This is a genomic window from Phycisphaerales bacterium (genome assembly GCA_040217175.1).
Classification (GTDB): Bacteria; Planctomycetota; Phycisphaerae; order Phycisphaerales; family UBA1924; genus JAHCJI01.
The window spans coordinates 1571292-1594047 of record JAVJNT010000001.1 but is presented as its reverse complement, the minus strand read 5'-3'; the positions used below and the strand labels follow the sequence as shown (position 1 = coordinate 1594047).

Here is a 22756-nt window from a genome sequence, read left to right as displayed (position 1 = left end):
AATGTCCAGATGACCAGAGACACTCGCCAGCGACGGGCCATCCGCTCGGTGTTCGATGATGCCGACGGCCCCTTGGGCCCCCAGGAGGTCCTCGACCGCGCCCAGCAAGAAGTGCCCGGCATCGGCCTGGCGACGATCTATCGCACCATCAAGCTGATGCTCGACGACCAGGAGCTGACCGCCGTCGAGTTGCCCGGAGAGCCCGCCCGCTACGAGCCGGCCGATCGGACCGACAGCCACCACCACTTCTTCAAGTGCGATGCGTGCGGACGGGTCTACGAGGTCCAGGGCTGCGTGAGCAACCCGGCCGGGCTGGCCCCCGACGGCTTCCAGGTTTCCCGACACGAGATCGTGCTGTATGGCACCTGTGCGAATTGCGCATAGGGTCGATGGCATGCGTCAAGGCGTGGCCATCCTGTCGCGGATCCTGGCGCTGTGCATCGCGGCGTACCTGAGCACCGGCTGCGCGGCCCTCGGGTTCGCGCCGATCGCTTCGGTCGCGAACTTTGGATACGCCGCATGGACCGGCTCGCGGCTGCGGTTCGTCGAGGACGCGGGCTTCGATCGAGTCACGATGGCCGCCGAGCGGGCGCTGATCGGCCTCGATCTCCAGGTCGAGCTCACGAGCGAATTGAAGCGCAAGGGCGAAGTCCGCGTACGGGTCTACCAGATCCGCAGCGAGCGCGGCGATCTGGCGATTCTCCGCCTCGTCCGCCTTACGCCCACCATGACCGACCTGACGCTGGACGTGGGCATCATGGGCAATCGGCCGGCGGGCGAACTCATCGCCGACCACATCCGCTGGTATACCGACGGGGACACCATCCGCGCAGCCCGCAGGGCGGCCATCGAGTCGTTCGCCGAACTCATCGATCCCGACGGTGCCAATCCGGGAGCATCCGAAGCTACGGAAGGTTCTGAACCCGCCCCTGTGGGCCCGGACTTCGGCAAGGGACTCTTCTAGCACCCACTTCGCGCCGCTTGGGGGTTGCCATTCTGGGGCAGCCGGCAGATACTCTGCCGTGCGGCGTGCGACCGCGGCCCCGGCGCGGGGCGGGCGACCGACGCCGCACGACAAGAGACCCTCGGCACCTGCCCCCAGGGCGGTCCGGCGCTCCTCAGGGAGACGCAGCGGCGACGACGGCCTTCCCGTCTGGTCCGGCTCGTCCCACGGTCGCGGCGACCGCCGCCGGCCTTGGGGCCCCGCCGCGACAGAAAGGAAGAGCCATGTCCTTCGAAGCCGCCGTCCACGCCCAGGCGATCGACCTCTGCAAGATGTCCCTCGAGATGACCGAGGCCGCCGGCAGCGGGCACCCGACCACGGCGATGAGCCTCTCGCACATCACCACGGTGCTGCTCTTCCACACCATGCGGTGGAGCCCCGAGTACCCCGACTACCCCACGAGCGACCGCCTGGTCCTCTCGGCCGGCCACGCCGTGCCGGTGGTTTATGCCGCGGCGTGCAAGCTGGGCATGATGGTGGGCCGCGACCCCGAGAACCGCCGCCCGCTGACGCTCGACGACGCGATGACCCTCCGCCAGCAGGACAGCGAGCTCGACGGCCATCCCAACCCGATGGAAGGCTTCCCCTTCTTCGACGCCGCCACCGGCTCGCTGGGCCAGGGCCTGAGCGTCGCCTGCGGCCTGGCCGAGGCCGACCGCCTCGACGGCCGCGACCGCGTGGTCTACTGCATCATCGGCGACGGCGAGAGCCGCGAGGGCCAGATCGCCGAGGCGCTCGACTACCTGGCCGACCGCAAGCTGCGCAAGGTCGTTCCGATCTTCAACTGCAACGGCTACGGCCAGGCCGGCCGCGTGAGCGAGCAGCAGGGCCCCGAGCGGCTCGCCAAGAAGCTTGAGGCCTACGGCTTCGAGGCCATCACGATCGACGGGCACGACCCCAGCGACATCCGCAACGCCTTCGAGCGCGCCCACGGCGTGGCCGACGACAACGACCTGAACTCCGACACGAAGCCCGTTGCCATCATCGCCAAGACGGTCAAGGGCTGGGGCGCGCCGTCCATGCAGGGCAACGGCTGGCATGGCAAGCCCGCCAAGAACCAGGCCATGGAGCGAGCCAAGGCCGAGCTCGACGAGCGCCGCGGCGAGCTCACCAGCGCGCTCAGCAGCGCCGACAGCTTTGCCATCCAGCCCCCGCCCGAGCCAGCGCCGGCGCCCCAGGGCGAGGGCGAGGTGCCCAGCATGGACCAGGCCATGAAGCAGCTCGACATGGAGAGCCTCCGCCAGACCGCCAGCCTCGCGACCCGGCGCGCCTACGGCCTGGCCCTGCGGGCGATGGGCAAGCCCATGCCCCAGGTGGTCGTGCTCGACGCCGACGTCAGCAACTCGACGTTCGCCGAAACCTTTGCCAAGGACTCGGCCCTCGCGTCGCGCTTCTTCGAATGCAAGATCGCCGAACAGCACATGATCTCGATGGCCGTCGGCCTGAGCGCCGCGGGCAAGATCCCCTTCGCCAGCAGCTTCGCGAAGTTCCTAACCCGCGCGTACGACCAGATCGAAATGGCCATCAACAGCGGCGCCGGCATCAAGATCGTCGGCAGCCACAGCGGCGTCACGCTCGCCGCCGACGGCCCCAGCCAGATGGGCCTTCCAGACGTGAGCTGGTTCCGCAGCTTCACCACCATGAAGGACCACCGCGGCAACCCCGGCTGCTACGTGCTCCAGCCAAGCGATGCCTACAGCGCCTACGCCCTGACGCAGGTCATGGCCGAGTACGAGGGCACGTGTTACATGCGGACGCACCGCCCCGACGTCGAGTTCCTGTACAGCGACGACGACGTGTTCAACCTCGGCGGCTTCGAGGTCTTGAACGAGGGCCGCGACATCGTCATCTGCGCCTCGGGTTACATGGTGCACGAGGCCAACAAGGCCGTCGAGCTGCTCGACAAGGCCGCCATCCAGGCGACGCTGGTCGACATGTACAGCCTGCCCTTCGACGAGGAGAAGCTGCTGGACATCATCGGCGCCAACGGCGGGTTCGTGATCTCGATGGAGGACAACTACGGCGGCGCCCTTGGAAGCGCCATCGCGGAAGCCATCTCCCACAGCGGCGACGGCTTCACCCTCAAGCAGATGCACGTCACCCACATCCCCAGCAGCGCCCGCACCGCCGACGAGCTGCTCAAGCAGTGCAACCTGACGGCCGAGGACCTGGTCGAATCGGTGAAGGAAGTGCTGCAGGTCGTCTAGCGCGAAGGTCCGGCTCGCAGACCAACGAATCGACCCGGGGGGGCATCATGCACGACGATCCGTATCCGCCCGCGAGCGACTTTACCGTGGGCGAGGCCATCGGCGAGGGCCACAAGCTGCTGATGGCCAACTACGGCCTCATGCTCGGCGCGGCCATCGTCGTCGCGCTCCTTACCTTCGCCGCGATGATGGTGGCCGGCCTGATCGATGCCGTCCTCGTCGGGCCCGATGCCCTCTTCAACCCCGTGTCGACGGCCGCCCAGTTCCTCGTCCAGACGCCGCTCGGCGTTGGACTTGGCATGCTCGCCGCCCGGCGATACCGCGACGGCGAAGGCTCGTTCGAGGACATCTTCCTGGGCTTCTCGCGATACTGGCCGGTCGTCGCCATCGGCTTCCTGATGACCGTGGGCTACATGGTGCTCACGCTCGCCGGATTCGCCGGCGGCGCACTCGTGGTCGGCGTCCTGCTCACCGTGTCGCCGCCTGCCGCCATCGCCGTAGGCGTGGTGCTCGGCATCGCGTTCCTGGTGCTGCTGATCTACCTCGCCGTGCGTCTGTGGTTCGCGTACCTGGTGTGCATCGATCCGCGAGGCGCGAAGCCCGGCCCGATCGACTCGATCAAGATCAGCTGGTACCTCACCTCGGGCCGCGCGTTCAAGGTCTGGCTCGTGGGCCTCGTCATGGGCATCATCGGCCTGGTGTGCCTCGTCCTGCTTATCCTGCCGTTCATCTTCTACGCCCTGCCCTTCTACGCCTGCGCCTTCGGCGTGCTCTACGTGCTGCTGAATCCGTTGCCGCCCGAAGAGGGCGAGCAGGCGGTCGGTGATGAGATGGAGCCGATGGGCCCGCCGCCGCTGGGGGCGTGAGCGGCAGGTGCAGCCCTATCGCTCGTTGCACCAATTGGTGCCTGAGAAGACGAGCGATGTGGTATATTGGCTGGCATGGACTGGATCTTCGTCGTCCTTGCGTGGTCATTGCTCGCTGTAGGGCTCTCGCTGTTGGTGTGGTCGCTGCTGTGGGATCGCTCGCGCGGCCGGCGGCGGTGCCCAAAGTGCTGGTACGGCATGGATGGTGTGCCCGCGTCCGAGATGGGCGGGTGGACTTGCCCCGAGTGCGGCAGAGCAGTTGTGAAGGATCGGAAGCTCTTTCGCACGCGGCGGCGGTGGGGGTTCGCCACGCTCGCTGCAATCTTGTTACTGGGTTCATATGCGAGCTACGCCGGACCGATCGTGCGAGACCACGGGTGGTGGCGGCTTGCACCCGATGTGGTGCTGATCGCGATGTTGCCGCAGATAGAACGCTTCGACTACCACGTCCACTATCCGGCACAGGGGATTGCCCCGGCCGTCGACATCACCGCCAATGACTTGCACAGCGAGTTCCGATGGCGTAGCCGACCTCGTATGCAATATTCAAACACGCCCGACGTTGGCGAGCCCCATTGGACCAACGGCGGGCTTTGGCCTTGGGAGCAATGGTTGCTTCTTCATCGTGCACGCACTTTGCTTGCGCAAGACACGGACGGCCGTTATCGCCACACCGCGGCCCAGGTACTCGTCGCTCTAGACGACGAGGCCAACGTCCCTGCTGGTGCCGAGGGATACGCAATCATGGCCAGATCTGCGTCGGTCTATGCATCGCTCGATGCGTACGTGGACTATGGCATCAACGTCACGAATGGTGCCGGCCCACATCCATACGCGTTCTTCGCCACAGGCATGCAGCGGCCGCACCGATTCAGGCTTGAGAGTCGCGACAATCATCCGTTCGAACATTCGCCTTGGCATCGCCATGTGGCATGGAGGGGCGATGCCGGGATCATCTGGGAGTGGTGGACCATTACGGGAGGTGTGCCACAGCAGGCTTCGAGCCTTGGAACGGCTCTCGCCGCGATCCACTTTGGGATGACCGGAGCGTTGTTGCCGCGCGAGGAATGGAGTTCGCCCCTCGCACGCCTCGCGGAGCCGACTCTGGTTGGCGAGGAGATACTCCACGGCCGCTTGGTCTACAGGCTCGAGGGAGCCGACGGGATCGGTGGTCACACGACGCTATGGATCGACGCCGAAAGCCTCCTGATTCGACGCGAGAATTCATACTTGGGAGACACGCGCTACGTGCCCGTTGTGAACGACGACGCAGCGGCAATACTCGACTAAGGCTGGTGGAATTTCGACCCAGGGCAGCAGGTCGACACGCCGCTGGAACGCTTCGATGCGGACTTGCGAGCGCTTCTCGAAGCGATCGACGTGCCCGACGAGGAGACGCGCATGGAGCGGCAGATACAACTGATGTTGCGTGAATTCGGCGGCACTCCATGAGCGGAATCGGGCCGTCTACACTGGCCCCCATGGCGGACCCCCGGCCCAGCGCCCCATCCTGGCTGCCCACGCTCAAGGGCAGGTTCCTCGTCTTCGAGGGCCCCGACGGCTCGGGCAAGAGCACGCAGCTGCGCATGCTCGAGGCCATGCTCAAGGACGCCGCCATCCCCGTCGTCACCGTGCGCGAGCCCGGCGGCACGGCGGCGGGCGAGGCCATCCGCGACGTGCTGCTCGACCACCGCCAGGCCGCGATGGACGTGCGGTGCGAGATGCTGCTGTACATGGCAAGCCGGGCCCAGCTCGTCGCCGAGCGCATCGCGCCGGCGCTGGCCAAGGGCAAGGTCGTCCTGGCCGACCGCTTCGTTGCCAGCACGCTGGCCTACCAGGGGGCCGCAGGCGGGCTGAGCATCGACGACATCCTGGCCGTCGCCCGCGTCGTCACGCACGGGGCCGAGCCGCACGCCGAGCCCGACCTGAATCTCATCTTCGACGTCGATGAGGCGACCGCCGCCGCCCGCCTGGGGCTGCTGCTGGACCGGATGGAGGCCAAGGGCGCCGCCTTCCACGCCCGCGTGCGTGCGGGCTACCTGGCCCAGGTCGAGGGCGCCATGGCCGACCACGGCGGGGCCGGGAGCGACCGCTACGCCCGGATCGACGCGACCCAGCAGCCCGAGGCCGTCTTCGCCGAGCTCTTGTCGATTCTGGGCCGGAAGTTCGCCGGCTAGCACGATCCTGCTCGCATTCCGTTCGCTGGGCGCTTCCACCCATTTGCGGCCAAGCTGGGAAAACGCTCTTGCAGGGGTTCCCTGATCATGGTACACTCGGGATACCCGGGTCCACGACCGGCGCTGGAGGCCACGCATGGCCGACCGTCCGTCCGATACCCCGCCCTCGACCCCCGGTTCGAGCGGATCCCCGGGCTCGAGGGGATCCGCCCCAACGGGAAGCGGATCAGGCGGGGATCACAGGGCACGCACGGGACCGACCGGCCCCGGGGGGTCGCCCCACACGCAGACAACCCGCCAACAGGCCCACCAGCCGGCCCGCCAGGCCGCCAGGCCCATCCACCGCGGCGACGAGGGATCGCACGGCCACGCCGCCCACCTCGGCCCGCTAGCCGAGGGCCCGGGCGATCTCGGTCCCGCCGCCATCGCCGCGCTTATCAACATGCTGCGCGACGAGCCGGCCCTGGGCCTCGCGCTCGTCGACGCCGAGGGCATGACCATCGCCAGCAACCGCCGCTTTCTGACGCTCACCGTGCCCAAGGGCGCGGCCGAGGGCGCCACCGCCAGCCAGCACGACCCTCAACACTTGCACCACCGCGCGACGTCGACCGGCCGCCGCGGCGTGTGGGCCCGCGTCGGCCCCGACGCCGTGCGCACCGCGCGCACCAGCGGCAACCCGACCGTGCTGCACTTCATCCACGAGGGCGCGCAGGTCCAGTGCGACGTGTGGCCGCTCGTGCACCAGGACCCGAGCGTCGCCGAGGGCCCCACGTGCCTGGTCGTCGCCGTGCAGGGCCGCTTCGATCCCGGGCCCGACTCGCAGTGCGAGCCCAAGCGGACCACGCCCGCACGCCACGCCCACCCCCACACGAGCCCCCACGCCAGCCCCCACGCTTCCGGCCACGAGCACCCCGGCGAAGACCGCTTCACCACGCTCGCTCCCATGCTCGCCGAGCTGGGCGAGCTCGAGGCGTTGACGGCCCGCGAGCTCGAGGTGCTGGCGCTCATCGGCCAGGGTATGGCAACGCGCGAGATCGCCGGCGCCCTCGGCCGCTCGCCCCGCACGGTCGAGCGGCATTGCGACGCGATCCACAAGAAGCTGGGCACGAGCAACCGCGTACAGATGGCCCGGTACGCGATGCGGGCCGGGCTGACGCCCGAGGCTGGGAAGCTGAAGAGGGTGTAGCTTGTCGCCTCGCCGGCGGGGCCATGCGCGGGCTGCGCCCGGCGCGGGGGTACGCCTCGCCTAACGACACGCCCCGTCCGCCCGCGCATCGCGTCCGAAAACCCAGCGCCGATGCTCCATCCATCGCGGTGGATGCTCCATCTGACGCGGTGGACGGCCTTCCGAGCGCGGTGACAAGCCTTCCTGACGCGGTAGCCGGCCTGCCTGACGCGGTGGACAGTCTGCTTGACGCGATGGACAGTCTGCTTGACGCGATGGTTGATGCGTCCGACGCGAAAGACGGTCCATCTGTCGGGGTGGACGGGTGGTCCGACACGTCGGTACCAAACGCACTACCGTGATGGAACCCACAGGAGCGTGCAAACGATGTCGAAGCGCTTCGTCGCCGGATACGCGATTGCCAGCACGCTCTCGATGGCTGGCGTCGCTTCCGCGCAATCCTGCGATCCCGGATCGATCTTCGATGCCGCCCGGGCGCAGCCGATCGGGAGCGGCGCGTACATGCCCCGGCTGGGAGACGTCGACGGCGATGGCGATCTCGACGTCGCTGTTATTAACGTGGACGAGGACTCGTTCGTGCTCCTCCGCAATGACGGCAGCGGGGCCCTGGTGCGGTCCGCCACCGTCTCCACCGCCGACCAACCCATCTCGATCGAGTTGGCCGACCTCACCGGCGACGGCGTGCTGGACGTCGTGCTGATTGCGTTCGGCGATGACGTACTCAGCGTCTACGCCGGCGACGGCCTTGGCGGCTTCGGCCCCGGCGCTCACGCATCGGTCGGGACCAATCCCGCGAGCTTCGATCTGGGCGATCTGAATGGCGATAGCCATCTCGATGCGGTGGTGACCTCGTTCAACGGTCGCGACCTTCGCATCCTGCTCGGACGCGGCGATGGATCCTTCGAGCCTGGAATCACCGTGCCTACAGGAGCGGCGCCCTACGGCGTGCGTCTGGGCGATGCCAACGGCGATGGCGCCCTCGATGCCGTGGTGGCGCACCACGAGGACGACGACGTTGGTGTCTACTTCGGCGATGGCGCGGGTGGGCTGGCGCCCGGTGCAAGCTTCGATGTGGGCGATGGCCCCGCTGGCGTGCTGCTCCACGACCTGGATCTCGATGGCGATCTGGATGCGATCGTGACCATCAACACCGGGGCATCGCTCGACGTTCTCCACAACGACGGCAGCGGGCGTTACTCGTCCGTCCAGTCGTTGCCGGCGAGCTTCGGGACCGCGCTCCTGGCTTCGGCAGACGTGGACGGCGACGCGATCCTTGACGTCGTCGCGACGAACTCGTCCCGGACCACGGCCGGCGTGTACCTCGGCGATGGCACCGGCGGGCTCTCGTTCCCGGCGACTCTTGAAGTTGGCAACGAACCGATCGGCCTCGCGCTGGGCGACCTCGACGGGCGCAACGGTCCCGACCTTGTAGTCGCCAACCGCGCCGACGACGCCATCGCCGTGCTGCTCAACGCCTGCGACGCGTTCATCGAACCCTGCGCCGCCGACCTCGACCGCGATGGCGAGCTGACGATCTTCGACTTTCTCACGTTCCAGAACCTCTTCGACCGCATGGACCCGCGCGCCGACTTCGACGGCGACGGCGAATTGACCATCTTCGACTTCCTCGCGTTCCAGAACGCCTTCGACGCCGGCTGCCCGTAGGGCCCCCTCCGCCGCGGCTGCGATTCTGCCTTGCACGCCCGGTCGGTTTCTGGTATGCTGCTCGCCGAGAGGAGACGCGCATGCACCGGATCCGACGCCTCTTGGCCGGCACGCCCCTGTACGGGCCGCTCGCCACGCTCGCGCTCGCGCCCGCCGCGGCACTGGGGCAAGGCGACCTGTTCGACCCCGCCGTGTTCTACCCGGTCGGCGAGACGCCGCTGGGCGTCGCCATCGGCGATCTGGACGGCGACGGCGACGCCGACGTGGTCACCAGCAACGGCAGCAGCGACACCGTGAGCGTGCTGCTCAATGGTGGCGACGGGACCTTCGCCCCCGACGTGCCGTATGACGTCGGGCGGCGGGCGGGCCGGGTGGCGATCGGCGACCTGGACGGCGACGGCGACAACGACCTTGCGGTCTCCGGCGGGACCTTCATGGCCGTCAGCGTGCTGCTCAACAACGGCGACGGGACGTTCGGGGCCTCGAGGCGGGTCGGCGTCGGCAGGAATCCGATCGGCATCGTGCTGGGCGACCTCGACGGCGACGGCGACCTCGACGTCGCGACGCAGAACTCCGACGGCGACGACGTGAGCGTCCGCCTCAACAACGGCGACGCGACCTTTGCGCCCCTCACGAGCTACCCGGTGGGCACGAATCCCGCGGGCCTGGCGCTGGCCGACCTGGACGGCGACGGCGACCAGGACCTGGCCGTCTGCAACGGCGACGACCGCGAGGTCGGCGTGCTGCTCAACAACGGCGACGGAACGTTCGCGGCGCAGGTGCGCTACGCGGTGGGCGCATCGTGCCGGGGGCTGGCCATCGCCGACCTCGACGGCGACGGCGACGCCGACGTGGTCGTTGCGAACTCCAGCGAGGACGCGATCAGCGTGCTGATGAACCAGGGCGACGGGACGCTCGGAGCGCCCGTGCGCTACGACGCCGGCCGCGTACCCCGCGGCATCGCCATCGGCGACCTCGACCGCGACGGGGACGCCGACGTGGCGCTGGCCAACCAGTTCGGCAGCATCGCGAGCGTGCTGCTGAACGAGGGCGATGGCAGCTTCGGGCTCAGCGAGGACTACGGCGTCGGCAGCGGGCCCGTGTCCGTGGCGATCGGCGACTTCCTCGGCGATGGCGCCGGCGACCTCGCCGTGACGAACATCACGAGCGACGACGTGAGCGTGCTGCTGAACCGGCGGCCCGTGCCGCCGATGATCACCACCCAGCCGCCGGCCGTCGTGCTGCTCTCGTCGGGTGGCGGCGTCGTCGAACTGCGGGTGGTGGCGACCGCCAGCGAGCCGCTGTCCTACCAGTGGCGACGCGACGGCGTGGACCTGGTCGAGGGTGGCGGCGTCTCGGGCGCGACGACGCCCACGCTGACCATCGATGCGACCGTCGACGACATGGACCGCTACGACGTGGTCGTCTCGACCGTCGATGGCAGCGTGACGAGCGACCCCAGCGTGATCGCCGTGCGGACTGACTGCGTCGCCGACTTCGACGGCGACGACGGCCTGACGATCTTCGACTTCCTGGCCTTCCAGAACGCCTTCGACGCGGGCTGCCCGTAGCACGAACGCACGAGGAGATTGATGATGTACACGCACAACACAGTCCTCGGCGTGCTGGCCCCCGCGGCGATCGCGGCCGTGCTGGCGCTCACGCACCTCGCCCACGGCCAGGGCTGCGCGGCCTCCGAGGTCCTCGATGCCGAGGTGCGCTACGACGCGGGCAGGTCCCCCGAGTTCGCGGCCATCGGCGACCTCGATGGCGACGGCGACAACGACGTGGCTATCGCCAACCGCGTGAGCGATGACGTCACCGTGCTGCTGAACAACGGCGATGGCACCTTCGCGCCGCCGGCGTCCTACGGCGTGGGAGACACGCCGAGAGTCGTGGCCATCGGCGACCTCGACGGCGACGGCGATGGCGACCTGGTCGTGGCGAACCAGAACACCAACGACGTGAGCGTGCTGCTGAACAATGGCGACGGGACCTACGCCCCGCAGGTGCGCCAGAGCGTGGGCCGCGGCCCGCGATCGGTAGCCATCGGCGACCTGGACGGCGACGGCGACGCCGACCTGACCGCGGCCAATCGGGACGACGACAGCGTGAGCGTGCTGCTCAACAACGGCGACGGCACGTTCGCGCCCCACATCGTCCTCGCCGCGAGCAACGCGCCGTTCTCCGTCGTCACGAGCGATCTCGACGGCGACGGCAATGCCGACGTGGCCGTGGCGAATCTTGGCGACGACAGCGTGACCGTGTGGCTGAGCGACGGCGACGGCACGTTCGCGGCGCCGGTGTCGTACGCCGTCGGCGACGCCCCGTGGACCGTCGCGGCGGGCGACCTGGACGGGAACGGCAGCACCGACCTCGCCGTGGCCAACACCAACACGGACGACGTGAGCGTGCTGCTGAATAACGGCGACGGGACCTTCGCGCCCCAGGTCGTCTACGCCGTGGACGACCTGCCCCGTGGCGTGGCGATCGGCGACCTGAACGGCGATGGCGCCGCGGACCTGGCCGCGACGAGCCGGAACGAAGACTCGATCAGCGTGCTGCTGAACAACGGCGACGGCACGTTCGGCACCCCGGCGGCGTACGACGTGGGTCGCCGGCCCAACGCCGCCGTCATAGGCGACCTCGACGGCCAGGCCCACCTCGACGTGGTCGTGTCGAATCAGAGCAACGACAGCGTGAGCGTCTTGCTCAACCGCTGCTTCACGCCCGAGATCGTCACGCAGCCCGACGTCGTGGTGCTCGTGCCCGCGGCGGGCGGCGTCGCCGAGCTGGGCGTCGTCGCGGCCGGCCCCGATCTCACCTACCAGTGGCGGCGCGACGGCGAGCCGATCGCCGACGGCGGCGGCGTGTCCGGCGCCGACTCGCCCACGCTCATGGTGGACGTCGGCCTCGAGGACGTGGGCGCCTACGACGTCGTCGTTACCAACGCCGCGGGCAGCGTGACCAGCGAGCCGGGCGTGATCGCCAGGCAGGTGACCTGCCGCGCCGACATCGACGGCGATGGCAGCCTGACGCTGTTCGACTTCCTGGCATTCCAGAACGCGTTCGCGGCCGGGTGTCCGTAGGGATCAGGCCTCGACGCCCAACCGAGCGAGGGGCACGCACCCGTCCGGATTGCTCGTGCCCGTCGCGTGCGCCCTCAAGTGCGCGATGAGGGAGAGCATGTCTTCGCGCGGTGGGGCGGTCAGCACGAGCGGCTCGCCGCTGATCGGGTGCTCGAGGGCGAGCAGGGCGGCGTGGAGCATCTGCCTTTGGATCGTCTCGCCCGAGGGGAGCTCGAACGCGCGCCCGCCGTACATGTCGTCGCCGACGATGGGCCAGCCTCGATGGCTGCAATGCACGCGGATCTGGTGGGTCCGGCCGGTCTTGAGCTCGAGCTCTAAGAGCGCGAAGTGCTGGTCGCCCACGGGCCGGTCGTGCAGGCGGTAGCGCTCCCGCACTCTCGCGATGGTCAGGCTGGGCTTGCCCAGTTGATCGTGGCGCACGACCTGCTTCTCCCGGTACCCCTTCTCCTTGCTGGGGTGGGGGCCGATGGGCTCGTCGATGGCCTCGACGTCGGGGTCGAGCGCGCCCTTCGGATCACCTTGCACGATGGCGAGGTAACGCTTGTCGGTCGTCCGCTTCTCGAACTGCTGGCCGAGCTTCCAGTGGGCCTCTTCGGTCTTGGCGAAGACGATGACGCCGGTGGTGTCGCGGTCGAGGCGGTGCACGACGCCGGGTCGTGCGAGGTCGGCGCCGACCGGAGACAAGCCGCCGTCGCTCGCATGCTGGAAGTGCCAGGCGAGGGCGCCCAGCATCGTGCCCGTGTTGTGGCTGCGCGCCGGGTGCACGATGATGTCCGGCCGCTTGTTGAGCACGATCAGGTGCTCGTCCTCGTAGAGCACGTCGATGGGGATGTCCTCGGCCTCGATGTGCCCGCTCGGCGGGGGCGGCAGCACGAGCTCGACGGTGTCGTTGAGACGCAGTTTGGTCGACGCCCGCGCGGGCTGGCCGTTCACAATCGCCGCCCCGTCGTCGATCATCCGCTGGATCTGGCTTCGGCTCATGAACGGGATGCGGCTGGTGAGGTACTTGTCGAGCCTGTCCTTGACGTCGCGCTGCAGGGTAAGCTCGACGCGGCGCGCCTCGGCGTCGTCGGGCCCGAAGCGCTCGACGGCCGCGCGCAACGCGTCCTGGTCGATCTTGCCGCCGGGGTCGATCAGAGAGGGAAGTTCGGGAAGCTGACTCACTGGCCCGGGTCTTGGGTGGGGTCAGGAGTCGGCTCGGGGTCGGGGGTGGGCTCGGACGCGGGCTCGTCGGCCGGCGGATCGAACAGGCCACCGCCCAGCGGCGTGTCCATGGCGCCCGTCCCGTCGCCCTCTCCGCCGATGCCCAGGCCCTCCAGATCGAGCCCGCCCAGGCCGAACGGGTCGGCCTCGTCGCGCTCCTCGGCCGAGGGAACCTCGGGCTGCGGGAGCTGCGCGGTCGAGGGAAGGCTCGTGCGTGCCGCCAGCGCGTCGAGGCTGTTCAGCCGCGCCTCGGCGAGCTGGGCCATCGCGCCGTAGCCGGCGTCGCGGTCGATCGTCGCGGCGCGCTGGTAGTGCGTGCGCGCCTCATCGATCTCGCCCAGCGCCTCGGCGACGGCGGCCAGGCCCATGTGCGCTCGCACGAGGTGGACGTCGGCCGGCTCGGCGTCGACGACCTGCTCGAAGGCCTGGCGCGCCTGGCCCAGGTAGCTCGTGCGGAGCTCCTCGTCGAGCAGTTCCTCGGCCGGGAACTCGCCCGTCGGCCCGGCCTGGGCTCCGATGACCACGCCGCGACGTACGGCCGAGAGGTAGGCCTCGCCGGCGGTCAGGCGGGCGACGTGGGGGACGGCGCCGACGTCCTCGTACTGGCGGGCCAGGCTCAGCAGGGTGTCGGGGCTGGTGCTCTGGCTGCCGGTCGCCAGGGCGAGCTGGACGAACGCCTCGTCGGTGCGCTCGTCGGCCTGCTGGTTGAGGTACCGCCGGCCGCTGAAGGCCAGGGCGATCAGGGCGATCACGATGAGGGCCCTGGGCCCCCACTTGACCAGGAAGTCCCGGAATTCCTCGTTGATCCGCGACTCGTCGAGCCCGGCGCGGTCCTTGATCTGTCCCTGGCGTTCGTCCATGGGGGAAGGTTAGGAGGGCGGCTTCCAGAATGCCCAGCGGCCCGGGTGGGCGAGGGCCTCGTCGGACACCAGCCTCTGGCGGACCAAGCGGGTGAGGTCCGCCAGGCCCGACCCGATCGTGGCGGAGACGGCGGCATCCGCCCAAGCCGGAGGCGGGCCTTCGAGCAGGTCGGATCGCATCGCGACCCGGAGGCCATCCGCTGCTGGAGCCCCGGATCTGGCGTCGGCGCACCACAAAACCAGATCGGCCGCGTCGATGGCTTGTCGTGCCAACGCCTGGGCCTCGGCGAGGACTTGATCTTCGGCGAGGTCCACCCCCGGGGCGTCCAGCCATCGCACGACGAGGCCGTCGAGTTCCAAGTCCACCGCCACGGCGTCGCGCGTCACGCCCGGCCGGTCGGCAACACGTGCGACCGTTCGACCCGCGAGCGCGTTGGCCAGGCTCGACTTGCCGACGTTGGCCGGGCCGGTGGCGACGACCAGGGGCGGGTGGAGGAGGCGATCTAACTCGCGTGCAATGTCATCCGGGACTTCATCGAGCTCGGACGTCCATCGGGCCGGCTGGCTCAGCAGGTGCGCAACCGCACGGTCGCCGCGCACGCGGCCGAGCGCGGAGAGCATGCGTGCCTCGATCTCTTCGGAGGCTTCCGGCCACGCGGGATCGGCGTCGGAGCGTGCGATGCCTGCTTCGAGCAGCGCTCTTGCAAGCGATCGGCACACCTGCACGCCGCCGTGGGGCGTAAACAACAGCGTGCGCGCATCGGGGCGGATCGCCAGCAGCGTGTCGACCCCCGGCACCGTGCGCAGCGCGGCCCTGCCGACCGCTGGTGCACCAAAGCCGACGGCCTCGCACGCCGCGTCGATATCACCGACCACCTCGAACACGGCGACGGCCGAGGCGATGCCGGGAGTGGAGCGTTGGGCGAAAGTCGCGGGCACGCGGGAGCGTATGGCCTACAACCCCACCAGCCGCCCCAGCACGATCATCGCCGTCACGCCGCCCACGAACGCGATCGAGACCAGTGTGCTGTTGGCACGCTCGAGCGCCTCGGGAATGAGGTCGTCGACGACGAGGAACACCATCGCGCCCGCGGCCAGGCCCATGCCGAAGGGAAGCAAGGGCTCGAACAGCCACACGAACCACGCCGCGAACGGGGCGGCCAGCGGCTGGGGCAGGCTGGTGAAGAGCGCCCAGAAGAGGCAGGCCCGCACGCTCAGCCCGGCGGACATGAGCGCGAGGGTGATGGCGATGGCCTCGGGGATGTTGTGCACGGCGAGCGCGCTGGCGATGCTCACGCCCAGCGTCGGGAGCGTTCCGTCACCACGAAAGTCGGCGCCGAACGCGACGCCGATGGCCACGCCCTCGGGAAGGCTGTGCACGGTCATGGCGGCGACGATGAGCAGCGCCCGCTTGCCGCCGGACTTTCGCAGGTTGGCGATGTCGAAGTCGCCGTTGCTGCTGACCCACTTGACGGCCATCCAATAGAACGCCGCCCCCGAGGCCAGCCCCGCGGCGACCTCCCAGGCCTGCCAGCCCGGGGCCCGGTCGAGCCCCTCGCCGACGAGCTGCACGAGGCTGGCCGCCGCCATCATGCCGCCGGCGGCCGCCGAGAACATGCCGGTGAGCCGCTTCGACATGTTCTTGACGAAGAAGAACGGCAGCACGCCGAAGGCCATCGAAAGGTCGGCGATGACGGCCGCGACGAGGGTGATGAGCAGCAGGTGGAGGAGGTCGGGGTCCATGGCATGCGATTCCGCTTGAAAGTAGCGAGGCGAAGCCGGTGAAGGACTTTGGACGGGGCTGAATGGGGCCGATACATCTGCTATTGCGCTGTCTGCGCGGCCCCTACCCTCTATCGGCCGGAGAGCCGCTATCCAGGGAGACCCGAATGACCCGCCTCGAATCGCAGCCTTCCAAGACCTCCACGCCCGCCCTCGCCCCCGGCCTGGCGGGCCACGCGCTCGCCACCGACCCCGCCGTCGAGGGCGCCATCGACACCATCGTGTCCAGGGTCGCCGAGCACAGCAAGGCCCTCACCGACGTGCGGCCCGCCCAGGGCGAGGCCGCCGCGAGCTTCGAGGCGATGGTCGAGCGGGCCGAGGCCATGAAGGGCCGGCCGCTGCTGTACAAGTACATCGGCAGCGGCATCGGCAATGGGGCGTTGGTCGAGCTGGCCGATGGCAGCGTCAAGTGGGACATGATCATCGGCATCGGCGTCCACTTCTTCGGCCACAGCCACCCCGAGCTCGTGCGGGCCCAGGCCCGGGCGTCGATCGAGGACGTCGCCAAGAGCGGCAACCTGATGAGCAACTTCGAGGCCTACCGCTTCGGCGAGAAGCTGCTCGAGCTCGCCGGCCGCAACAGCCGGCTCAGCGAGGCGTTCATCACCACCTCGGGCGCGATGGCCAACGAGAGCGCCCTGAAGGTGTGCTACCAGAAGAACTACCCCGCCGGCCGCGTGCTGGCGTTCAAGCACTGCTTCATGGGCCGCAGCGTCACCATGGCCCAGATCGGCGACTCGCACGCCGGGCGCGACGGCATCCCGCTGACGACCCAGGTCGACTACATGCCCTTCTGGAACGAGCGGGCCGCGGAAGAGGTCGGCGGGAAGACCCGATTCATCGACCACTGCGTGTGGCGCCTGAACCAGTTCATCGAGCGCTACCCCAAGCAGCACGCGTGCTTCATCTTCGAGCTGGTCCAGGGCGAGGGCGGATTCAACACGGCTCCGCGCGAGTTCTTCACGGCCCTCATGGACGTGTGCCGCGACAAGGGCATCGCCATCTGGGACGACGAGATCCAGAGCTTCGGCCGCACGAAGGAGATGTTCGCCTACGAGAGCATGGATCTGGGCGACTACGTCGACGTGTTCTGTGTTGGGAAGATGACCCAGGCCTGCGCGACGCTGTGGACCGACGAATACAAGCCCCGCCCGGGCCTCCTGAGCGGCACCTTTACCGGCAGCGCGACCGACTTCACCGTCGGCACCCGCATGCTCGAGATGCTCGACGAGGGGCTGGACGGCACGCCCTACTACGGCGACGACGGCCTGATCGCCAAGCACCACAAGGCCTTCCGCGAGCAGGCCGAGGCGCTCATCAAGAAGCACCCCGACTGGTTCCCGCCCGCGCTGTTCGTCGAGGACCTGGTCGCGGGCGAGGGCGGCATGATGCGCTTCACGCCCTTCGGCGGCGACAAGGCCAAGGTCGCCGCGGCCTGCAAGGCCTGCTTCGAAGAAGGCGTCATCCTCTTTTGGTGCGGGCATGGTCCCTACCACGTCCGCATGCTGCCGCCGCTGGGCGTCATGAAGCTCGAGGACTGGCCGCGCGTGTTCGAGGTGGTGGAGCGGGCGCTGGCGAAGGTCGCGGGCTGATTCGGTCTGTTTGTCTGATTGGAAGCAAGGGGCCGTATGCACGTCATCCGCCGCGCCAAGATCGAAGACGTCGACACGCTGCTGAAGCTGGCCAGGATGGTCCACTTCATCAACCTGCCGCCCGATCGCGACATCATCATGGAGAAGATCCTCCGCAGCCGCGAGTGCTTCAAGCACGTCGCCCGCGGCGAGCCGCTCGAGGACGATCCCAAGACGCTCCGCCGAAACCGCGGAAGCAGCGGTGCCGGCACGGGCCTGCAGCAGAGCCTCAGCGAGAGCGAGCTCTTCGTCTTCGTGCTCGAGGACACCGAGACCGGATCGCTCGTCGGCTCGAGCCAGCTCGTCAGTTCGATGGGCGGTCCGGGCAACCCCAACGTCGGGTTCAAGATCAGCGAGCGGCGATTCTTCAGCGAGAGCCTGCACACGGGCATGACCCACACCGTCGCCACGCTGCACCTCGACGAGAGCAGCCCGACCGAGATCGGCGGGCTGATCGTCCAGCCGGCCTACCGAGCCCACAAGGCCAAGCTCGGTCGCCTGCTCAGCTTCGTCCGCTTCCACTTCATGGGCGTGTACCGCGACAACTTCGCCGACCACGTGCTGGCCGAGATGATGGCGCCCATCAGCGACGCGGGCGAGAACCTGTTCTGGGACGCCCTGGGCCGGCGGTTCATCAACCTGAGCTACGACGAGGCCGACCGCTTCTGCCAGTACAGCCGCGAGTTCATGTTCAGCCTGCTTCCGCGCGAGGACATCTACCTGAGCCTGCTGCCACCGAAGGCCCGCCAGGGCGTGGGCCAGGTGGGCAAGGACACGATCCCCGCCCGCAAGATGCTCGAGAAGCTCGGCTTTGCCTACCAGGGCGTCATCGACCCCTTCGACGGCGGCCCGCACCTGCAGGCCAGGACCGACGACATCCCGCTCGTCCGCGCGACCGAGACGATCAAGCTGGGCAAGGCCGCGTCGCCCTCGAGCTGCAAGGGCCTGGCGATCGTCAGCACGCTCGATAGCGAGGGCGAGTACGTCGCGATCCAGTCGGCCTTCGCGCGAAAGAACGGCGCCCTGTGCCTGCCCAAGGACGCGATGGCCGCCCTGCACGCCGACGAGGGCGACGAGGTCGCGTGCACCGTGATCAGCCCGATGCCCACGCTCGACGGGACGGCCGAATCGGTCGAGTCGGCCAAGAAGCGCAGCACCCACAAGAAGAAGACGACCAAGACGCCACGGAGGAAGAAGACCGGATGACCGCGACCCCCACGACCGCACCCGCAGCCCTGTCGAACCCGCCCAGCAACCTCATCGGCGGTACCTATCACGCCATCGAGGGCGACGCGCTCGTGTCGTACGACCCGGCGCAGCGCGGCCGCGTGATCTGGTCGGGCGCGCCCTCGGTCGAGCACGTCGACCAGGCCGTCGCCGCCGCGCGCGACGCGCTGCGAACCTGGAGCCGCTGGGACGTCGAGCAGCGCGCGGGCGTGCTGCTGCGGTACAAGGCGCTGGTGCAAGAGCGTGCGGGCGACATCGCCGATCTGATCGCGCAAGAGACCGGCAAGGCCATGTGGGACTGCAAGGGCGAGGCCGCCGCGCTCGCAGGCAAGGTCGACATCACGCTCGAGCAGGGCGCTCATGCAGGCCGACAGCGCGTCGCGGGCTTCTCGCTGAACCTCGGCGAGACCAAGGAAGGCCGCTGCTGGTTCCGCCCCCACGGCGTGATGGCAGTGGTTGGGCCGTTCAACTTCCCGGCCCACCTGCCCAACGGCCACATCGTGCCCGCGCTGCTCATGGGCAACACGGTCGTGCTCAAGCCCAGCGACAAGGTGCCGGCGGTGGGGCAGTTCATCATCGAGCTCTTCCAGCAGGCGCTCGACGACAGCGGTGCGCCCAAGGGCGTCGTGAACCTCGTGCAGGGCAAGGCCGACGTGGCACAGAAGCTCGTGAACCACGACGGCGTCGACGGCATCCTGTTCACCGGCTCGTGGCCCGTCGGCCGCAAGATCCTCGAGAGCAACCTCGACTCGCCGGGGCGGATCGTCGCGCTCGAGATGGGCGGCAACAACGGCGTGCTCGTCATGCCCGACGCCGACCTCAAGCAAGCCGCCATCGAGATCGCCCGCGGCGCGTTCGTCACGACCGGCCAGCGATGCACCTGCGGTCGTCGCCTCATCGTGCATGAGCAGGTCGCCGATAGGCTCATCCCCGCGATCCTCAAGGCCGCCGGCGCCATGGTCATCGGCCCACCGCGCAGCGAGGCCCCGGTCTTCATGGGACCGATCATCGACGACAATGCCCGCGACGCCGTGCTCGACTTCCAGACGCGAGCGGCCAAGAACGGCGGCGAGATCCTGATGCAGGCCACCGCGCCGGCATCGCTCGAAGACGGCTCCTACGTCAGCCCGGGCGTGATCCGCGTCGACAAGTTCAGTGCAGACGACGGCGACGACGCCGGCTGCGACGTCGAAGTGTTTGGCCCGATGCTGCGTGTCACCACCGTTGGTTCGTACGAAGAAGGCATCGAGCAGGTCAACGCCACGCGCTACGGCCTGGCCGCCAGCATCTTCACGCACGACGAGGACACCATCGCCGACTTCATGGCCGACGCCCGCGCTGGCTGCGTGAACCTCAACTGCGCGACCGCGGGCGCCAGCAGCAAGCTGCCCTTCGGCGGCCTGGGCACCAGCGGCAACCATCGCCCCGCCGGCGCCTTCGCGCTGGACTACTGCGCGTACCCGGTCGCCGGCATGCTTGAGCGTGGCGATGCGGCCGTGGTCGCGCCCGGCATGGCGTTCGACGATTCGTGGCTCGCCTGACCCTTCGTCGCCCCTAGAAGTCGCGTCGCTTGAACATCAAAGCGGCCAAGCCGAGCACGATCGCTTCGAACAACAGGCTCGTTCCGAGGATCCACCACAGCGGGCGGTTGCCGAGCTCGTCGGCGGTGGCCTGTTGGCCTTCTTCCATCGCACGCTCGTCTTCGTCTTCCGAAGGTCCGCCGCTGATCTCCTGGAGCGCCTCGCGATCGACCGTCCAGCGTTCGAGTAGGTTGATCGTCTCCTGGGTCTTCGGCAAGACCGTCTTGACGGCGTAGATGCCCTGGCGCCAGCGGTTTGCCAGTCGCTCGCCCGATCGCAATTCCTCGAGTTCGAGCTTGTTCGATGCGAGCCGAACGTCCTTGCCCTCGAGATCCTCGGCCGTCGGTGGTACTTCGAGCGTCTCGAGCGGCTCCAGGCCCTGGTCGGCCCGCTCGGCGTTGCGTTCCTCGAGCAGCACCTGCGTGGCGTTGCGCTCCATCCGCTCGACGCGGGCGACCTGGACGCGCTCCTGGGCCTTGATGTTCTCGTGGATGCTCACGGCGATGCCATCACCCATGTTCACGATGAAGATTGCCATCCAGATGAGCATGGTCAGCAGGAGCGCCGCGATGGTCGATCGTGTTAGCATGCCGAGCAGCACGCAGATCGCGAACAGATAGCTGAACATCAGCACGACGATGGGGACGGCCAGGAACACCTCGAACGCCCACGACCCACCGCGGATGCCGATGACCAGGAACGCGAGGAGGCTGAACACGCCCACTTGAAGCGTCATGAACAGGAGCCCGCCGGCGAACTTGGTCAGCAGCAGGCGGATGCGTCCGATCGGACGGCTCAGCACCGCCTCGATCGTGCCGCTCTGGATGAGATCAGGGATCATGCCCGCGGTCGAGATCAGGCCCAGGATCACCGCGACCCAGCTCAGCCAGAACGGGACGGCAAGGCTGGCGAACATCGTGCGATAGAGCAGCCCGGGCGGGAGCGTCTCGTTGGTCAGAGGCACGCCGAACGCGTCAGCAGGCATCTGAAACCACAGGAACGTCAGCCCCTTCTCGTTGATGCCGACCATCGCGAACGCGGCGACCACGAGCACGCTCAGGATCATCGTGATCCAGAACAGCTTCTTCGCACACAGCTCGCGATACGCATCGACCAGCAATGCCATCGTCTGGGTCATCATGACGGGCTCCCCCTCTTGGCCTGCGGGGCGGCGCCCGGGCTGTCGTCTTCGGCCACGGCTTGCATGAAGAGGTCTTCGAGCGAGGGCCGGTGCGTGCGCACTTCCTTGATCATGCCGCCCTGCGCACGGATCGCGTCGATGACGGGCTGGATGGTCGCTGCTTCGGTCGTGCCGATCCACAGGCGGCTCTTGTCCGCCTCGATGGTCTCGCCGCCCGCCAGGGTGCCCTTGTCGTTCAGCAGGCCGCGGACGAGCGACATCGGATCGGATTGGTCGACCTCGATCTCGTACCGAAGCATGCCGGCCGTCAACGCGTCGATGGAGCCCGTCGAGACGACCTGGCCCTTGTGCATGATGGCGACCGTGTCGCACACCATCTCGAGCTCGCCCAGCAAGTGGCTGTTGATGAACACCGTGCGGCCATCGTCTCGCATCGATTGCAGCACGCGGCGGATGTCACGCCGACCGACCGGGTCCACGCCGTCGGTCGGCTCGTCGAGGATCACCAGGTCGGGGTCGGCCACGAGTGCCTGGGCGATGCCGATCCGCTGCCGCATGCCCTTCGAGTAGCCGCCGACCTTCTTGTCGTGCCAGTCGCTCATGCGCACGAGCTCGAGCAGTTCGCCCGCGCGCCGCTTGCGGTCGGCTCGCGACATCTTCGTCATGGCGCCGAAGAACTCGATCACCTGCCGCCCGGTCAGGTGCTTGGGCATGTTGTGGTGCTCGGGCAGGTAGCCGACGCGCGAGAGCACGTCCTTGTTGCCGATGGGCTTGCCCAGCAGCGATCCGCCGCCGCCCGTTCGCTTGACGGCCGTGATCAGGATCTTGACCAGCGTGCTCTTGCCCGCGCCGTTGGGTCCGAGAAGGCCGAAGATCGACCCACGCGGTACGTCCATCGTGACGCCGCGGAGCGCATGGACCTTCCGGCCCAGTCCGCCGTACTTCTTGTGGATGTCCTGGACGGACACGACCGCTTCGGCCATCGCATGCTCCTCGCAAGTCCTGATTCGGGATCGCCCGCCCCGCATTCCAGGACGAGTCCCGCGGTTCGCTGAAGACCGCCTTCGGTCAGGCACGTGAGGGTATCGCCGCGCGCAAGACGGACCACCGGCGTGCGACTGTGGGGCAGAGGAGCCCAA

At 68.6% G+C, this 22756-nt stretch carries 19 protein-coding genes; 13 read left to right on the top strand and 6 right to left on the bottom strand.

The genetic code is table 11. The annotated features are described in order from the left end of the window. Positions 1-9: 9 nt before the first annotated feature. The 10 genes from RIA68_06885 to RIA68_06840 all read left to right on the top strand — a co-directional run bounded on the left by RIA68_06885 (position 10) and on the right by RIA68_06840 (position 12193). Complete coding sequence (locus RIA68_06885) at positions 10-384, top strand: transcriptional repressor (GenBank protein ID MEQ8317165.1); 375 nt, start codon at positions 10-12, stop codon at positions 382-384. Positions 385-394: 10 nt separating this feature from the next. Continuing rightward, positions 395-964 carry a hypothetical protein gene (locus RIA68_06880; GenBank protein ID MEQ8317164.1) on the top strand — a complete coding sequence of 190 codons (570 nt, stop codon included), beginning with the start codon at positions 395-397 and terminating at the stop codon, positions 962-964. 263 nt (positions 965-1227) lie between these two features. Next, positions 1228-3210: a transketolase gene (locus RIA68_06875; protein MEQ8317163.1), complete on the top strand. Its 1983-nt coding sequence runs from the start codon at positions 1228-1230 to the stop codon at positions 3208-3210. 47 nt (positions 3211-3257) lie between these two features. After that, positions 3258-4076, top strand: coding sequence for a hypothetical protein (locus RIA68_06870; GenBank protein MEQ8317162.1), 819 nt, complete (start codon positions 3258-3260; stop codon positions 4074-4076). A gap of 75 nt (positions 4077-4151) precedes the next feature. Next, positions 4152-5366: a hypothetical protein gene (locus tag RIA68_06865; GenBank protein ID MEQ8317161.1), complete on the top strand. Its 1215-nt coding sequence runs from the start codon at positions 4152-4154 to the stop codon at positions 5364-5366. 191 nt (positions 5367-5557) lie between these two features. Then, positions 5558-6253, top strand: coding sequence for a dTMP kinase (tmk, locus tag RIA68_06860; protein MEQ8317160.1), 696 nt, complete (start codon positions 5558-5560; stop codon positions 6251-6253). Positions 6254-6389: 136 nt separating this feature from the next. Beyond that, on the top strand, positions 6390-7439 hold the full coding sequence (locus RIA68_06855) for a helix-turn-helix transcriptional regulator (protein ID MEQ8317159.1): 1050 nt from the start codon (positions 6390-6392) through the stop codon (positions 7437-7439). A gap of 366 nt (positions 7440-7805) precedes the next feature. Then, positions 7806-9104 carry a VCBS repeat-containing protein gene (locus RIA68_06850; GenBank protein ID MEQ8317158.1) on the top strand — a complete coding sequence of 433 codons (1299 nt, stop codon included), beginning with the start codon at positions 7806-7808 and terminating at the stop codon, positions 9102-9104. 80 nt (positions 9105-9184) lie between these two features. After that, a complete protein-coding gene (locus tag RIA68_06845; GenBank protein ID MEQ8317157.1) occupies positions 9185-10675 on the top strand; it encodes an FG-GAP-like repeat-containing protein in 1491 nt (496 codons plus the stop codon). 24 nt (positions 10676-10699) lie between these two features. After that, on the top strand, positions 10700-12193 hold the full coding sequence (locus RIA68_06840; protein MEQ8317156.1) for an FG-GAP-like repeat-containing protein: 1494 nt from the start codon (positions 10700-10702) through the stop codon (positions 12191-12193). Positions 12194-12196: 3 nt separating this feature from the next. On the opposite strand, the gene RIA68_06835 is transcribed toward RIA68_06840, so the two are convergent. Genes RIA68_06835 through RIA68_06820 form a run of 4 tightly spaced genes read right to left on the bottom strand, consistent with a single transcriptional unit; the run spans position 12197 to position 15999 of the window. Then, the gene (locus RIA68_06835) at positions 12197-13357 is read right to left on the bottom strand and encodes an RluA family pseudouridine synthase (protein ID MEQ8317155.1); all 1161 of its coding nucleotides are present in this window, start codon (positions 13355-13357) and stop codon (positions 12197-12199) included. Continuing rightward, entirely contained in the window at positions 13354-14256 is a 903-nt protein-coding gene (locus RIA68_06830; protein MEQ8317154.1) for a hypothetical protein, read from the bottom strand. The genes RIA68_06835 and RIA68_06830 overlap by 4 nt, the downstream gene beginning before the upstream one ends. 9 nt (positions 14257-14265) lie before the next feature. Continuing rightward, positions 14266-15195 carry a GTPase gene (locus RIA68_06825; protein ID MEQ8317153.1) on the bottom strand — a complete coding sequence of 310 codons (930 nt, stop codon included), beginning with the start codon at positions 15193-15195 and terminating at the stop codon, positions 14266-14268. A 15-nt stretch (positions 15196-15210) separates the two neighbouring features. Beyond that, on the bottom strand, positions 15211-15999 hold the full coding sequence (locus tag RIA68_06820; protein ID MEQ8317152.1) for a ZIP family metal transporter: 789 nt from the start codon (positions 15997-15999) through the stop codon (positions 15211-15213). 146 nt (positions 16000-16145) lie between these two features. Here RIA68_06820 and RIA68_06815 point away from each other — a divergent pair, with 146 nt between their 5' ends. From RIA68_06815 to RIA68_06805, 3 genes are read left to right on the top strand one after another with little or no spacing between them, the layout of a single operon-like run. After that, positions 16146-17630 (top strand): aminotransferase class III-fold pyridoxal phosphate-dependent enzyme, encoded by a 1485-nt coding sequence (locus tag RIA68_06815; protein ID MEQ8317151.1) that lies wholly within the window; start codon positions 16146-16148, stop codon positions 17628-17630. A gap of 36 nt (positions 17631-17666) precedes the next feature. Further along, entirely contained in the window at positions 17667-18875 is a 1209-nt protein-coding gene (locus RIA68_06810) for an arginine N-succinyltransferase (GenBank protein MEQ8317150.1), read from the top strand. Then, positions 18872-20437 carry an aldehyde dehydrogenase family protein gene (locus RIA68_06805; protein ID MEQ8317149.1) on the top strand — a complete coding sequence of 522 codons (1566 nt, stop codon included), beginning with the start codon at positions 18872-18874 and terminating at the stop codon, positions 20435-20437. Before RIA68_06810 ends, RIA68_06805 begins: the two co-directional genes overlap by 4 nt. A gap of 13 nt (positions 20438-20450) precedes the next feature. Here the strand turns inward: RIA68_06805 and RIA68_06800 are convergent, their stop codons facing one another. Next, a complete protein-coding gene (locus RIA68_06800) occupies positions 20451-21614 on the bottom strand; it encodes an ABC transporter permease (GenBank protein ID MEQ8317148.1) in 1164 nt (387 codons plus the stop codon). Further along, on the bottom strand, positions 21614-22600 hold the full coding sequence (locus RIA68_06795; GenBank protein ID MEQ8317147.1) for an ABC transporter ATP-binding protein: 987 nt from the start codon (positions 22598-22600) through the stop codon (positions 21614-21616). The genes RIA68_06800 and RIA68_06795 overlap by 1 nt, the downstream gene beginning before the upstream one ends. Positions 22601-22756: the final 156 nt, after the last annotated feature.

Excerpts from the sequence above, each read along its gene's own strand:
- RIA68_06840 (MEQ8317156.1), top strand. The coding sequence starts at position 10,700 with ATGTACACGCACAACACAGTCCTCGGCGTGCTGGCCCCCGCGGCGATC.
- RIA68_06880 (MEQ8317164.1), top strand. The coding sequence starts at position 395 with ATGCGTCAAGGCGTGGCCATCCTGTCGCGGATCCTGGCGCTGTGCATC.
- RIA68_06875 (MEQ8317163.1), top strand. The coding sequence starts at position 1,228 with ATGTCCTTCGAAGCCGCCGTCCACGCCCAGGCGATCGACCTCTGCAAG.
- RIA68_06885 (MEQ8317165.1), top strand. The coding sequence starts at position 10 with ATGACCAGAGACACTCGCCAGCGACGGGCCATCCGCTCGGTGTTCGAT.
- RIA68_06820 (MEQ8317152.1), bottom strand. The coding sequence starts at position 15,999 with ATGGACCCCGACCTCCTCCACCTGCTGCTCATCACCCTCGTCGCGGCC.
- RIA68_06865 (MEQ8317161.1), top strand. The coding sequence starts at position 4,152 with ATGGACTGGATCTTCGTCGTCCTTGCGTGGTCATTGCTCGCTGTAGGG.
- RIA68_06805 (MEQ8317149.1), top strand. The coding sequence starts at position 18,872 with ATGACCGCGACCCCCACGACCGCACCCGCAGCCCTGTCGAACCCGCCC.
- RIA68_06850 (MEQ8317158.1), top strand. The coding sequence starts at position 7,806 with ATGTCGAAGCGCTTCGTCGCCGGATACGCGATTGCCAGCACGCTCTCG.
- RIA68_06830 (MEQ8317154.1), bottom strand. The coding sequence starts at position 14,256 with ATGGACGAACGCCAGGGACAGATCAAGGACCGCGCCGGGCTCGACGAG.
- RIA68_06815 (MEQ8317151.1), top strand. The coding sequence starts at position 16,146 with ATGACCCGCCTCGAATCGCAGCCTTCCAAGACCTCCACGCCCGCCCTC.
- RIA68_06855 (MEQ8317159.1), top strand. The coding sequence starts at position 6,390 with ATGGCCGACCGTCCGTCCGATACCCCGCCCTCGACCCCCGGTTCGAGC.
- tmk (MEQ8317160.1), top strand. The coding sequence starts at position 5,558 with ATGGCGGACCCCCGGCCCAGCGCCCCATCCTGGCTGCCCACGCTCAAG.
- RIA68_06795 (MEQ8317147.1), bottom strand. The coding sequence starts at position 22,600 with ATGGCCGAAGCGGTCGTGTCCGTCCAGGACATCCACAAGAAGTACGGC.
- RIA68_06870 (MEQ8317162.1), top strand. The coding sequence starts at position 3,258 with ATGCACGACGATCCGTATCCGCCCGCGAGCGACTTTACCGTGGGCGAG.
- RIA68_06800 (MEQ8317148.1), bottom strand. The coding sequence starts at position 21,614 with ATGACCCAGACGATGGCATTGCTGGTCGATGCGTATCGCGAGCTGTGT.
- RIA68_06810 (MEQ8317150.1), top strand. The coding sequence starts at position 17,667 with ATGCACGTCATCCGCCGCGCCAAGATCGAAGACGTCGACACGCTGCTG.
- RIA68_06845 (MEQ8317157.1), top strand. The coding sequence starts at position 9,185 with ATGCACCGGATCCGACGCCTCTTGGCCGGCACGCCCCTGTACGGGCCG.